General features: G+C 62.2%; 10 protein-coding genes. 6 read left to right on the plus strand and 4 right to left on the minus strand.

The window, feature by feature from the left end; genetic code table 11:
- The first annotated feature begins 194 nt into the window (after window positions 1-194).
- Together glgX and bglA are read left to right on the plus strand one after the other, a co-directional pair.
- Window positions 195-2,204 (plus strand): glycogen debranching protein GlgX, encoded by a 2,010-nt coding sequence (gene glgX, locus AC0L24_RS02815; RefSeq protein ID WP_127810958.1) that lies wholly within the window; start codon window positions 195-197, stop codon window positions 2,202-2,204.
- Complete coding sequence (gene bglA, locus AC0L24_RS02820; protein ID WP_127396101.1) at window positions 2,191-3,810, plus strand: beta-galactosidase BglA; 1,620 nt, start codon at window positions 2,191-2,193, stop codon at window positions 3,808-3,810. The genes glgX and bglA overlap by 14 nt, the downstream gene beginning before the upstream one ends.
- Window positions 3,811-3,821: 11 nt before the next feature.
- Here bglA and AC0L24_RS02825 read toward each other — a convergent pair whose 3' ends face one another.
- Window positions 3,822-5,603 carry a TadG family pilus assembly protein gene (locus AC0L24_RS02825; protein WP_127396102.1) on the minus strand — a complete coding sequence of 594 codons (1,782 nt, stop codon included), beginning with the start codon at window positions 5,601-5,603 and terminating at the stop codon, window positions 3,822-3,824.
- The gene (locus tag AC0L24_RS02830) at window positions 5,604-6,038 is read right to left on the minus strand and encodes a TadE/TadG family type IV pilus assembly protein (RefSeq protein ID WP_127396103.1); all 435 of its coding nucleotides are present in this window, start codon (window positions 6,036-6,038) and stop codon (window positions 5,604-5,606) included. It lies immediately after the preceding gene.
- 390 nt (window positions 6,039-6,428) lie between these two features.
- Here AC0L24_RS02830 and AC0L24_RS02835 point away from each other — a divergent pair, with 390 nt between their 5' ends.
- From AC0L24_RS02835 to AC0L24_RS02850, 4 genes are all read left to right on the plus strand, one after another.
- Window positions 6,429-8,021 carry a peptide ABC transporter substrate-binding protein gene (locus AC0L24_RS02835; protein ID WP_127396104.1) on the plus strand — a complete coding sequence of 531 codons (1,593 nt, stop codon included), beginning with the start codon at window positions 6,429-6,431 and terminating at the stop codon, window positions 8,019-8,021.
- A gap of 164 nt (window positions 8,022-8,185) precedes the next feature.
- Window positions 8,186-9,109, plus strand: a complete 924-nt coding sequence (locus AC0L24_RS02840; RefSeq protein ID WP_127322904.1) for an ABC transporter permease subunit — start codon at window positions 8,186-8,188, stop codon at window positions 9,107-9,109.
- Window positions 9,102-10,223 (plus strand): ABC transporter permease, encoded by a 1,122-nt coding sequence (locus tag AC0L24_RS02845; protein WP_127267925.1) that lies wholly within the window; start codon window positions 9,102-9,104, stop codon window positions 10,221-10,223. The genes AC0L24_RS02840 and AC0L24_RS02845 overlap by 8 nt, the downstream gene beginning before the upstream one ends.
- Before the next feature lie 16 nt (window positions 10,224-10,239).
- Window positions 10,240-11,859 carry an ABC transporter ATP-binding protein gene (locus AC0L24_RS02850; protein ID WP_127810954.1) on the plus strand — a complete coding sequence of 540 codons (1,620 nt, stop codon included), beginning with the start codon at window positions 10,240-10,242 and terminating at the stop codon, window positions 11,857-11,859.
- Window positions 11,860-11,892: 33 nt separating this feature from the next.
- Here AC0L24_RS02850 and AC0L24_RS02855 read toward each other — a convergent pair whose 3' ends face one another.
- Window positions 11,893-12,237: a hypothetical protein gene (locus AC0L24_RS02855; protein WP_127396723.1), complete on the minus strand. Its 345-nt coding sequence runs from the start codon at window positions 12,235-12,237 to the stop codon at window positions 11,893-11,895.
- Window positions 12,238-12,461: 224 nt separating this feature from the next.
- Window positions 12,462-12,905, minus strand: coding sequence for a hypothetical protein (locus tag AC0L24_RS02860; RefSeq protein ID WP_245481754.1), 444 nt, complete (start codon window positions 12,903-12,905; stop codon window positions 12,462-12,464).
- Window positions 12,906-12,907 lie beyond the last annotated feature (2 nt).

The following is a 12,907-nucleotide window of genomic DNA, read 5'->3' on the forward strand; positions in this document are numbered from 1 at the left end:
GCTTTCCCTTCTCCCTTTGTGGGGTTCGAAGGACGGGGCGAGACCCGTGGCTCGCCCCAGGGCGGTGGATCGGCGCGTAGCGCCGAGACGATTGAGGGGTGCGCGAAGGATCGCTGTCCTTGCCAAGCTGGAACACCCCTCATCCGTCGCCTTCGGCGACACCTTCTCCCACAAGGGGCGAAGGGGGAGACTGCATGACCCAGCTCGGCGCCACCGTCACCCGCGAAGGCATCCGCTTTGCCGCTTGGTCGCAGGCGGCCCGTCGGCTTTGGGTCTCGATCTTCGACGAGCAGGGCAACCGGGAAATCGAACGGCTCGAACTGCAGCCGGAAGGTGAGGGCGTCCATGCGCTGTTCATTGCGGGCCTTGGCCAAGGCATCCGCTACGGCTTTCGCGCCGATGGCGACTACGCGCCGGAACGCGGACTGTGGTTCGATCCCGCCAAGCTCCTGACCGATCCATATGCCGTCGAGATCGACAGGTCCTATGTCTATGACTGGCGGCTGGCCCAGCGCCGGGGCGAGGGCGCCGATACCGCGCCGCTGATGCCGAAGGCGATTGCCGCTGCGCTGCCGAAGCCGGTGCAGGCTGCCCCGCCGCTATTCCAGCCGGGCGGCCTTATTTACGAAGTGCCGGTGCGCGCCTTCACCATGCTGCATCCGGACATTCCCGAAAAATTGCGCGGAACAGTCGCCGCACTTGCTCACCCGGCGGTTATCGAGCATCTGAAAGAACTGGGGGTTGACGCGGTCGAACTGATGCCGGTGACCGCGTCGATCGACGAGCGACATTTGCCGCCGCTCGGGCTGCGCAACGCCTGGGGCTACAATCCCGTGACTTTCATGGCCCTCGATCCGCGTTTGGCGCCAGGCGGCATCATGGAGTTGCGAAACACGGTCGCCGTGCTGCGAGAGGCTGGCATCGGCGTCATCCTCGACCTCGTCTTCAACCACACCGGCGAGAGCGACTGGCTTGGCCCGACGTTGTCGCTGCGCGGCCTGGACAACCAGGCCTACTACCGGCACTCATCAGACGGCGGGCTGGCCAACGATACCGGCACCGGCAACACGGTCGCTTGCGATCATCCTGTCGTCCAGGAGATGGTCCTCGACACGCTTAGCCATTTCGTCAGGGATGCCGGCGTCGACGGCTTCCGCTTCGACCTGGCGCCAATTCTGGGCAGGGTTGAAGGAACATTCGATGCCGAGGCGCCGATGCTGAGAGCGATGCGCGACGACCCGCTGCTGGCCGATCGGGTGTTGATCGCCGAGCCGTGGGACATCGGTTCCGACGGCTATCAGCTCGGTAATTTTCCGCCGCCATTCCTCGAATGGAACGACAAGTATCGCGATGACGTCAGGCGCTTCTGGCGCGGCGACGCCGGCATGGTCGGTGCGCTGGCGACCCGGCTTGCCGGTTCGTCCGATGTGTTCGCAACGAACAGGCAAAACGCCAGTCGGACCGTCAATTTCATCGCCGCCCATGACGGAATGACGCTCGCCGATATCGTGCGCTACGAGCGCAAGCACAACGAAGCCAATGGCGAGCAGAACCGCGACGGTCACAATGAAAACCTGTCCTGGAACAGCGGCGTCGAAGGGGATGCGGACGATCCGGCCGTATGGGAGTCTCGCCAGAACGATCAGTGCGCGCTGCTCGCCACGCTGTTTGCCTCGCGCGGCACCATCATGCTGACCGCAGGCGACGAGTTCGGCCGTACCCAGCAGGGCAACAACAACGCCTATGCGCAGGACAACGAGATCACCTGGCTCGACTGGGCCGGCCGCGACCAGGCGCTGGAGCGCTACACGGCGGAACTCTCGAGGCTGCGCCGGTCGATGCCGGCGCTTTCCGACACAAGCTTCCTCACTGGCCAGCCACCGGCAGGTTCGGAGATACCGGACGTCGCATGGCTGACCGAGACAGGCGCGCCGCTCGACGAACAGAGCTGGCAGGATCCGCAGCGGTACCGCCTGGTCATGATCCTGGCCGCCGAGGATGACCGCCGTCTTGCGGTGCTTATCAACGGCGATCGCCGGGCCTGCATGTTCACCTTGCCTGAGCGAGACGGATTCTTCTGGGCTCCAGCCATCGAAGCGCCGGATGCGGCGGACAGCTCGCGACCGATATCGGGACGGGCGGTGATCTTCATGATCGAACGAGCGCAAGCCGGCACAGGGGAGAAGCGCGATGGCGGCGAGTGACAAGACCGGATGGTGGCGCGGTTGCGTCATCTACCAGATCTATCCGCGCTCCTACCAGGACACGACCGGCAACGGCAGCGGCGATCTCGCGGGTATCACGTCGAGGCTCGCCCATGTCGCCTCGCTTGGTGTCGACGCCGTCTGGCTGTCGCCTTTCTTCAAGTCGCCGATGGCCGATATGGGCTACGACGTGTCGGATTACTGCGATGTCGATCCGGTGTTCGGCACGCTCGAAGATTTCGATGCGCTGGTCGCCGAGGCGCATCGTCTCGGCCTGAAGATCGTCATCGACCAGGTGCTGTCGCATTCGTCCGACAAGCACGACTGGTTTGTCGAAAGCCGCGCCAGCCGCGATAACCCCAAGTCGGACTGGTATGTCTGGGCCGATACCAAGCCCGATGGCGGCGCGCCCAACAACTGGCTCTCGGTGTTCGGTGGCCCGGCCTGGGAATGGGATTCGACCCGCCGGCAATACTACATGCACAACTTCCTAGCCTCGCAGCCCGACCTGAATTTCCACAACCCGGAGGTCCAGGACGCGCTTCTCGACACGGTGCGCTTCTGGCTGGAGCGGGGCGTCGACGGTTTCCGGCTCGATACGGTCAATTACTATGTCCATGACCGCTGGCTGCGCAGCAATCCGCCCCTGGCGTCGAGCGTCGCCGGCACTAACAGCGAGACCAACACCTACCTCTACCAGGAGCATCTGTTCGACAAGACGCAGCCGGAAAACCTGGCGTTCCTGCGCCGCTTCAGGACGCTGCTCGATGAATATGACGACCGCGCCGCGGTCGGCGAAATCGGTGATGAAGGCCGCTCGCTGCAGACGCTCGCCGCCTACACGTCAGGCGGCGACAAGCTGCATATGTGTTACACCTTCGACCTGCTCGGTCCGCAGTTCTCGGCCGCGCATGTGCGTGGCTGCGTCGAAGCCTTCGAAGCGGCCGTTTCCGACGGCTGGGTCTGCTGGGCGTTCTCCAACCATGACGTGGTGCGCCATGTCAGCCGCTGGACAAGGCCGGGCAGCGATCCCGACGCGGTCGCAAGATTCTCGATCATGCTGTTGTCCTGCCTGCGCGGCTCGATCTGCCTCTATGAGGGCGAGGAGCTGGGCCTGGAGGAGGCGGAACTGGCCTATGAGGATCTGCGCGATCCCGTCGGCATCCGCTTCTGGCCAGGCGTCAAGGGCAGGGATGGGTGTCGCACGCCGATGGTCTGGGAGGCCGGCGCCGACAATGCGGGCTTCTCCACGGCCAGGCCGTGGCTGCCGATACCGGCCAGCCATCGCGCCCGCGCGGTCGACGTCCAGAATGCCGACACGGCCTCGGTGCTGAAGTCCTATCGGACCACGCTGGCCTTGCGCGGGGAGCATGAGGCTCTGGTATCAGGCTCGATCCGCTTTCTCGACGCCGAGGGTGACGTGCTCGCTTTCATTCGCGAGGGCGGCGGTGAAAGACTGCTCTGTGTCTTCAATTTCGCTGGAGGACCGGCCAATTGGCCGTTGCCGGGGAATATCGGAGCGGTTGTACAGCTGGATGGCACCGCGATCGTCACGACCGAGCTTTTGCTGCCAGCGCTCGGAGTCTTTTTTGGCAGGCTCGACTGATACCCGGACCGTTACTGCACCAGCACGGCACGTCCGCATGTCGCGCCGGTGACCCGGACATCGGCCTCGCCGAGATGCACGCCGAGCGTATCGAGCAGGTTGTAAAGCAATGTGTCGACTGGTGCCGTTACGGTTTTCAAAAGCGTCGTCACAGCTGGCTTCACGGTGCCGAGCAACGCCGTTATGTCAAGCCCGAGGATACCAAGCGCATTGACGGAAAGCGACAACTTGTCGACCAGTGACGTTGTCAGCGTCTGGGTAATGTCCCGTGTTGGCGTCGTCTTGATGGTTTTGGCGGCGATCTCGGTTTTGTTGAAGACCAGGTTGGTCGGGCTGACGTTGGTGATGTCGGCACCCGCCGAACCCTTCACCAGTATTAGCGGGATTTTTAACAGCAGCAGATTGAGGCTGACATCCGCGATGTTGGCGTCGGAGAACGACTGCGGGTTGCTGAAATCCGCGAAGGCGGTGGGGCTGTTATCGGCATCGCTGGCGGCAAGGTTCACCGCCGCGATGCCGGGCTTCGCGGCAATGGTAACCTTCAGGCTGTCGGGGCCGGTCGGGCAACTGATGTCGGTCAGCTTTGCTTCGGCGTAGGCCACTTCGACATTCAGCGGCAGCTTGACTGACAGCAGGCTGATACCGCCGCCCAGGTTTGGATTGCCGACGCCGACCGTGACCAGCAGCTTGATGCGCGTTTGCGCGGTGCGAACCACGGTGCCGGCTTCTCCAACCGCCAGCCACGGCGAGGATTGCGGCGGTTCGCCGATGGCGATGGCGAGCGTGGTCGACAGCACCCCCGGAATGGCGGCGCCGAGGGCGACGTCGACCTGCTTCGAACCGTTTGCCAGTCCGGCGGCGGCGGTCAGCATGCCCATCGCGCTGGCATCGACGCCAAGGCCGGCCGGCTTTTGACCGAGGCCCAACTTGCCGACGGAGCCGAGATCGATCAGATGACTGAGCGGGATCTGGACCGTACTGGTCGACTTGGAAGCGATCGTCTGCAGGGCGAACTTGGCCGTGTTGCCAAGCCCCGGCACATTGGCCATGGCCGTGGCGATTTGGCCGACGGTCGCCTTCGATGCCAGCACATCCGAATACGACACGCCGGTCAGGTTCAACTGTGTGGCAAGGCCGTCGACGAAGGAGAGCACGCTCACATCCGCGGAGAGCAGCGCGTTGTAGTCCATGACGCTGAGCGAGATGTTGCTGCCGAGAAGTCCGCCGAGAAGCGCGTTGAGGATACCGCCATCGAGGCTGGCGAGCCTCGATCCGACCGAGAACGTCGCCTGCGGCGTCATGCTGGCGATGGCTTGGGTGCCGATGACGGGGGTGGGGATCAGCGAACTCGCGAAATAGCGGGCCGGGATCTTCTTCAGGGTGACACGGACGGCATTGTAGGGTGTTACGCTGGCCTGGAAACGCTGGCCCACATTGGCACCGGATGCCACATATCGCCCGGGCGTGACCGTCACGACGGTTTTGCCGGCCGACGGCTCGATCGTCTGTCCCGAGCTTTGAACGACAACCCCTGGCATGCCGTTGTCGGTCAGCGTGGTGACAACCGCTGTGTTGACTTTGGTCATGTTCGAGGCGGCGGTGATCGCCGCCAAATCCACCATTGCCTGGGCTTCGCGGCGCTCGGTGTAGATCGAAGCTTCGTCGATGGCCACCGCGGCCAGCGCCAGCGCCACCGGCGCGCTCAATGCCGCCATGACAGTGAAGTTCGCTTTCCTGTCACTCAGCATCAACCGGGCAAGGCGGCCGATCCCATTGCACGCGTGCAGCAGCATTCAAATGCCCCCGACCCTGATCGTTGACTGACGCTTGATCGTGGTCCCGGGCATGGCTATGCCCGGGAAAAGGTTCCAGATCGGCAGGTTGCGGGCGTCGTACTGGATGGAAACCACGAACTGGCTTCCATCAGCCGTGCTGTCGTTGGCCTGGTAGGTCAACTTGCTGACATCCACGAAAGGATATCCGCCGGCATTGTTGCTGACGAAGCTGGCTACGAGCGTCTGGCGTTCGGTCTGGTTCAATCCGGCAATTGCCGTGCGGGCGGCATCCGCTGCGATCTGTTGGATCGAGTTGGCGGCGCCGAAGTATATACCATACGCAACCATTCCGAGTAGAAGGAGAATGAAAATCGGTGAAAGTAAGGCAAATTCGACCGCAGAAGTGCCCCGTTCTTCTTGAAATTTCCGCGTTAATTGACGGATTTTGGGCAATTTACTTTCTCTGTTACTCATAGCCGCCACGCGTCTGAAGTTCGAACCATATAGAAGGTACTCATAATGTAACCCCAGGTTGCTTAAGAACGCATTAAGACATTCCGGCAAACTGGCATGGCTCCGATTCGCGGTGAAAAATGGCGTCTAGGTGAAGAAACCAAGTCAAGCTTCTGGTTTCGGCTGGTGTTTCAGTGGCCACGCCATAGCTTTCGTCCGCCTTACTTTGGGTGACCCAGAGAGTCTGTTGAAATAAAAATTCTCCGCGTTAGTGTCTGGGCACGAGCCGCAGGACGGGAACCAGCGGCGCGCTCAAAGGGGTCAGATATCGACTCCAGGGCGTCAACACTTACTAGGCGCGCCAACGGCAGCGCCGACAGGGAGAACTTCATGCTGAAAAACATGCTGAAGGCGACGGTGCTCGCCACGACCATGGCGCTGGCCGCCGGCACGTTCTACACGCCGGCTTTCGCCGAGACCGTCTATAACAGAGGTAGCGCCGCCGAAGCGGAGACGGTCGATCCGCACAAGACCTCGACAGTCTACGAAGCCGATATCATACGCGACTTGTTCCAGGGCCTGGTCATGCATGACCAGAAGACGAACCTCATTCCGGGCGCGGCCGAAAGCTGGACAGTGTCCGACGACGGCACTGTCTACACCTTCAAGCTGCGCAAGGATGGCTTCTGGTCGGATGGCAGCCCGGTGACGGCGGACGATTTCGTCTATTCGTTTCGTCGGCTGGAAGATCCGGCCACCGCTGCCGAATACGCCTCGATGCTGTACCCGGTGAAGGGTGCGGAGGACGTCAACACCAAGAAGGGCAAGCCGGAAGATATGGGTGTCAAAGCGATTGACGCAAATACCCTCGAAGTCACGCTGAAGGCGCCGACGCCTTACTTCCTGGAGATGCTGACCCACCAAGCCACCTATCCGGTCAACAAGGCTTCGATCGAAAAGCTCGGCGCCGACTGGATCAAGGCGGGTAATCTCGTTTCGAACGGCGCCTATACGCTGGCCGAGTGGATTCCCAACGACCACTTGAAGCTGGTCAAGAATCCGAAATTCTGGGACGCCGCGACCGTCAAGATGGACGTCGTCAACTATATCCCGACCGAAGACCGCTCATCGGCAATGAAGCGGTTCGAGGCCGGCGAACTCGACAGCTACGGCGACCTGCCGACCGAACAGCTCGCTGACCTCAAGACCAAGTTCGGCGACCAGGTCCGCGTCGGACCTTATCTCGGCACCTATTATTATGCGATCAAGACCGACAAGGCGCCCTGGGACAATGTCGAACTGCGCAACGCCATCTCGATGGCGATCGACCGCGACTTCCTCGCTGAGAAGGTCTGGCAGAACTCGATGCTGCCTGGCTATTCGATGGTGCCTCCGGGCATCGCGGGCTACACGCCGGCAATGGCCAAATACGCCGACATGTCGCAGATCGACCGCGAGGACGCTGCCAAGAAGACCCTCGAGAAACACGGCTATACGCCCGAGCATCCATTGAAGATGGAGATCCGCTACAACACTTCGGAAAACCACAAGAACACGGCCGTCGCCATCCAGGAACAGTTGAAGCCGCTCGGCATCGACGTCTCGCTCGTCAACACCGACACCAAGACCCACTACTCCTTCCTCGAGCAGAAGGGCGACTACGACGTGGCGCGTGCCGCCTGGATCGCCGACTACAAGGATCCGGAGACCTTCCTCGGCATCACCCGCAAGGCCAGCGGCAACAACTATTCGAGCTATGTCAGCCCGGCATATGAAGCGGCCATGGACAAGGCTGCGGCTGCCGGCGGCAAGCCGGAAGAGCGCATGAAGGACCTCACTGAGGCCGAGCGCATCCTTGTCGATGACGTCGGTAACATTCCGCTTCTCTACTACAGCTTCCACGACATCGTTTCCTCGAAGCTGCATGGCTTCGACGACAATGTGATGGACATCCATCCGTCCCGCTTCATCAGCAAGGACTGATCCTTAGCTGGGCCGCCGCGCAACTCGATGCGCGGCGGTGCTGGTTTGCCATCGCATCGGCCCGGGAACCGGAATCGATTTTCGGCATGTCGGTGCGAAGATTTGAAGGCTAGGGCGCAACCGTCCAACTGGACGCGCGTTGCTCTGGGTCAAGCGGGGCACCGATGCTGCGATACGTATTACGGCGGCTTCTGACCGCCATCCCGACGCTGTTCGTCATCGTGACCATGGCGTTTTTCCTGATGCGCGTCGCGCCGGGCGGCCCATTCAACCAGGAGCGGGGGCTGAGCCCCGAGATCAGGGCCAATCTCGAAGCCCAGTTCGGCCTCAACGATCCGCTCTGGCTGCAATTCGTCCATTATCTCGGCAATCTGCTGCGCGGCAATTTCGGCCCGAGCTACAACATGCCGGACTTCACCGTCACCGAACTCTTCGCCAAGGGCCTGCCTATATCGGTTCAGCTCGGTGCCTCGGCGCTCGTCCTGGCGCTGCTGCTCGGTTGTGTGCTCGGCACCATTGCGGCGCTTAACCAGAACAAGCTTGGCGACTATACGGTGATCGCGCTGGCGACGGCCGGCAGCACCATCCCAACCTTCGTCATCGCGCCGGTGATCCAACTCCTGTTCGGGCTGACCTGGAGGCTGCTGCCGATCGGTGGGTGGGGCGATGGCGCTTTCATCAACAAGGTCGGTCCGGTGTTGACGCTCGCTCTGCCGCAGATCGCCATCGTCGCCCGGCTGATGCGTGGCTCGATGATCGAATCCTTGCGGTCCCACCACATCCGCACGGCGCGCGCGCTCGGCCTGTCCGATTGGTCGGTGGTGGTCAAGCACGCGCTGCGCGGTGCCATCCTGCCGATCGTCTCCTTCACCGGTCCGGCGGCGGCGGCATTGCTGACCGGCTCGGTCATTGTCGAGACGATCTTCTCCATTCCAGGCGTCGGCCGCTATTTCGTCGATGCCGCGCTCAATCGTGACTACACGCTGGTGATGGGAACGGTGGTGGTGATCGCCATCTTTACCATTGTCTTCAACCTGATCGTCGACGTCATGTACGCGGTCGTCGATCCGAGGGTGCGCTATGACTGACATCGCAGCCACAGCCCCCACCGTCATCGGCCGTTCGCTCTGGGGGGATGCCTGGGCGCGGCTCAAGGCCAATCGCGCCGCCATGTTCAGCCTGTACTACCTTGCCCTGATCGGTGTCGTCAGCGTGTTCGGGCCGTGGTTCGTGCCACATCAATACACCACCATCTATGCCGACTATGTGCGTATGCCGCCAAGCCTGTCAGCCTATCCGAAGGCCGACATGATCGAGACGGCGCTCACCGAAGCGATCAAGCGCATGCGGGTCGACATCAAGGAGTGGCGGCAGGAAGGCAACCAGGTCTTCGTCACCGTCAAGTCGACCAGGCCGATCGACGATCGCAACATCCGTTATCTCGACCGTTCCGATGCCTTTGACGGCACCAAGATCGAGAGCAAGTCGCCCGACGGTCTCGAAGTGACGATGAGCGCCTCGATCAAGCAGCAATATTTCCTGTTCGGCACCGACAACACCGGCCGGGATCTGTTGTCGCGCACGCTGATGGCCGGGCGCATATCGCTGGCCATCGGCCTGCTCGCGGGTGTCGTGGCGGTGGTCATCGGCGTGGTCTACGGGGCCGCTGCCGGCTTTGCCGGCGGCAAGGTCGACGAGGTGATGATGCGCATCGTCGACGTGCTCTATTCCTTGCCCTTCATCTTCTTCGTCATCATGCTGGTAGTGTTTTTCGGCCGCAACTTTGTGCTGATGTTCCTGGCGGTCGGCGCCGTGCTGTGGCTCGACATGGCGCGCATCGTGCGCGGCCAGGCGCTGTCGATCCGCCGGCAGGAATATGTCCAGGCGGCGGAAGCCATGGGTGTCGGCCAGCGCGGTATCCTGCTGCGCCACGTCATCCCCAACCTGCTCGGCCCGGTGGTGATCTACATGACGCTGCTGGTGCCTCAGGTCATCATCCTGGAAAGCTTCCTGTCGTTTCTCGGCCTCGGCGTGCAGGAGCCGATGACCAGCTGGGGCGTGCTGATCTCGGTCGGCGCCAAGAACATCGGCACCGCCAACTGGCTGCTCCTGTTTCCCGCCTTCTTCCTCGTCTCGACGCTGTTCGCGCTGAACTTCGTCGGCGACGGCCTGCGCGACGCACTGGACCCGAGAGATCGATAAGATGGGGATCGCTAAGATGGCTGCTTCCGAAACGATCCTCAGCGTCAAGGATCTGCGTGTCCGCTTCCGCACGCTCGACGGCGCAGTCGAGGCGGTGAAGGGCATCAGCATCCACGTCAATGCGGGCGAGACCGTTGCCGTGGTTGGCGAATCCGGGTCCGGCAAAAGCCAGACGATGATGGCGGCGATGAGCCTGCTGGCATCGAACGGCGAAGCGACAGGCAGCGTCGATTATCGCGGCCGCAATCTTCTGACGCTCAGCAAATCCGAGCTCAACCAGGTTCGTGGCCGCAAGATCAGCATGATCTTTCAGGAGCCGATGACTTCGCTCGATCCGCTCTATTCGATCGGCAATCAGTTGATCGAGCCGATCCGCCGGCACCGGGGCCTGAATGCCGCCGAGGCGCGGGAAGAGGCGCTCAAGCTGCTGCGGCTGGTGCATATTCCCGATCCCGAGCGGCGGATGAAATCCTATCCGCATGAAATGTCAGGTGGCCAGCGCCAGCGTGTGATGATCGCGATGGCGCTCGCCAACGACCCTGACATATTGATCGCCGACGAGCCGACGACGGCGCTCGACGTGACCATCCAGGCGCAGATCCTGATGCTTCTGGCCGAATTGCAGCGCAAGCTCGGCATGGCGATCGTCTTCATCACCCACGATCTTGGCATCGTCCGCCGCTTTGCCGACCGGGTCTATGTCATGCGCCAAGGCGAGGTTGTCGAGGAGGGGGAGGCGGAGGCCATCTTCGTCAATCCCCAGCATGCCTACACGAAAATGCTGCTGGCGGCCGAGCCGACCGGCAGCAAGGCGCCGCCGCCCGCCAATGCTCCGGTGCTGCTCGAAGGCAGAAATGTCGAAGTGACGTTCAGGATTGGCGGCGGGTTTCTTGCTGGTGAACCGCTGATGCTGCGTGCCGTCGATCACATCTCGATCCGGCTGCAGCGAAACCAGACCATCGGCATCGTTGGTGAATCCGGCTCGGGCAAGTCGACGCTCGGCCGCGCCTTGCTGCGGCTGTTGCCGAGCGACGGAATTATCCGCTTCGGCGATCGCGACATTTCCCAAGCCGACAGGCAGGCGATGCGGCCGCTGCGGCGCCAGATGCAGCTCGTCTTCCAGGACCCGTTCGGCTCGCTGTCGCCGCGCATGACCGTCGGCCAGGTCATCACCGAAGGACTTCTGGTGCATGAGCCTGATCTTTCGGGCAAGCAGCGTGATCAACGCGCGGTCGACGCCTTGCGCGAGGTCGGCCTCGACCCCAACGCACGCAATCGCTACCCGCACGAATTCTCCGGCGGCCAGCGGCAGCGCATCGCCATTGCTCGCGCCATGATCCTGAAGCCCAGGCTGGTGGTATTGGATGAGCCGACCTCAGCGCTCGATCGCTCTGTGCAGAAACAGATCGTCGAACTGCTGCGCAAGCTGCAGGCGGACCACGAATTGTCCTATCTCTTCATCAGCCACGATCTGTCGGTCGTGCGCGCCATGGCCGACTACATCATCGTCATGAAACAGGGCAAGATCGTCGAGGAAGGGCCGACTGAGGCGATCTTCATCGATCCGCGGCACGCCTACACACAGACGCTGATGGCCGCGGCGATCGACGTGACGCGATTTCGCCTGAGTGCCTGAACCGGGCTCCGCACCGAGGCATTGGCTGTCCGCTCAATTCGCGGACCTGAGGCACTTGCGTGCTCGCACAGCGGCAATGGCATCCTGTTGCTGCTTAAGCCGGTCGATCCTGGCTGTTTCACGGTTGGCTACCGCGGTCTTCACGCGTGAGCCGCCGAGCAGCCAGCGTGGAACATTGGTGTTGGCCACCTTGCCGCGCGTGATTGCCGTTTGCGAGATGTCACGGGCGACGTCTCCCATCGCCCTGTTGAGGTCGGTGCACGTCATCGAATCGTATTTCGCTGCATCGACGGTTCTGCCGAGCGATGAACAGCCAGCGAAGAGAACCAGCGTCATCACAAGAATCAAGGGCGGGGCTGTGGTTGAATTCAAATTCATGTCGCACTCGGCCCGCCGTTTCGCTGACTCCATCAGGTCCATCAACCCTAAAGCCGACGGACCTTTTCGTCAAAATATGCGGCCCGCGAAGAAACCTGCTACCGGCCAGCTTTGCGTCCGGCGCAGGAACATTCTCTGCCACTCGAATTGCTATCTGGCGCGTGTTGGGTTCAATCACTGGTGAACGCAGAGAGCGCGTCTCGGCAACGTCGGGCGGGCCTTTCCTACGCTGCTTCAGCCACGAACGTCGACGGGGGACGACCGCCGAGCACTGCCTGAGCGATGTCGGCGTCATTTTCATCGACATGCGCCGTCACCAGAACCACCCCCTCGGCAACGTCCTGACCATCCGCCTCTATGGCTGTCATGGCGAATGTTCCAAGCAGACCGCCGGCAACGCCGCCGCAGACCGCGCCCGCCACCGCTGCTGGCAACACGCTCGCAGCAACAGGATTGGTGCCATAGGCCGCAACGGCGCTCAGGCAGGCCAACACGCCGGCGGCAGCGCCAAGTAACGATCCCAAAGCGGAAACCCTAAGAAATCCCGCCTCGTTATTGTAAGGCCCGATGATGGCGATCTGTACGCGAGGAATTCCGGCCGCCACCAAGTCGCTGGCGACCCGCGCCGCATCGGCGGGGGAATCAAAAAGTCTGCTAATCGTCGGCATGG

It is taken from the genome of Mesorhizobium sp. WSM4809 (assembly GCF_055811655.1).

Excerpts from the sequence above, each read along its gene's own strand:
- AC0L24_RS02860 (WP_245481754.1), bottom strand. The coding sequence starts at position 12,905 with ATGCCGACGATTAGCAGACTTTTTGATTCCCCCGCCGATGCGGCGCGG.
- AC0L24_RS02845 (WP_127267925.1), top strand. The coding sequence starts at position 9,102 with ATGACTGACATCGCAGCCACAGCCCCCACCGTCATCGGCCGTTCGCTC.
- AC0L24_RS02825 (WP_127396102.1), bottom strand. The coding sequence starts at position 5,603 with ATGCTGCTGCACGCGTGCAATGGGATCGGCCGCCTTGCCCGGTTGATG.
- AC0L24_RS02850 (WP_127810954.1), top strand. The coding sequence starts at position 10,240 with ATGGCTGCTTCCGAAACGATCCTCAGCGTCAAGGATCTGCGTGTCCGC.
- bglA (WP_127396101.1), top strand. The coding sequence starts at position 2,191 with ATGGCGGCGAGTGACAAGACCGGATGGTGGCGCGGTTGCGTCATCTAC.
- glgX (WP_127810958.1), top strand. The coding sequence starts at position 195 with ATGACCCAGCTCGGCGCCACCGTCACCCGCGAAGGCATCCGCTTTGCC.
- AC0L24_RS02840 (WP_127322904.1), top strand. The coding sequence starts at position 8,186 with ATGCTGCGATACGTATTACGGCGGCTTCTGACCGCCATCCCGACGCTG.
- AC0L24_RS02835 (WP_127396104.1), top strand. The coding sequence starts at position 6,429 with ATGCTGAAAAACATGCTGAAGGCGACGGTGCTCGCCACGACCATGGCG.
- AC0L24_RS02855 (WP_127396723.1), bottom strand. The coding sequence starts at position 12,237 with ATGAATTTGAATTCAACCACAGCCCCGCCCTTGATTCTTGTGATGACG.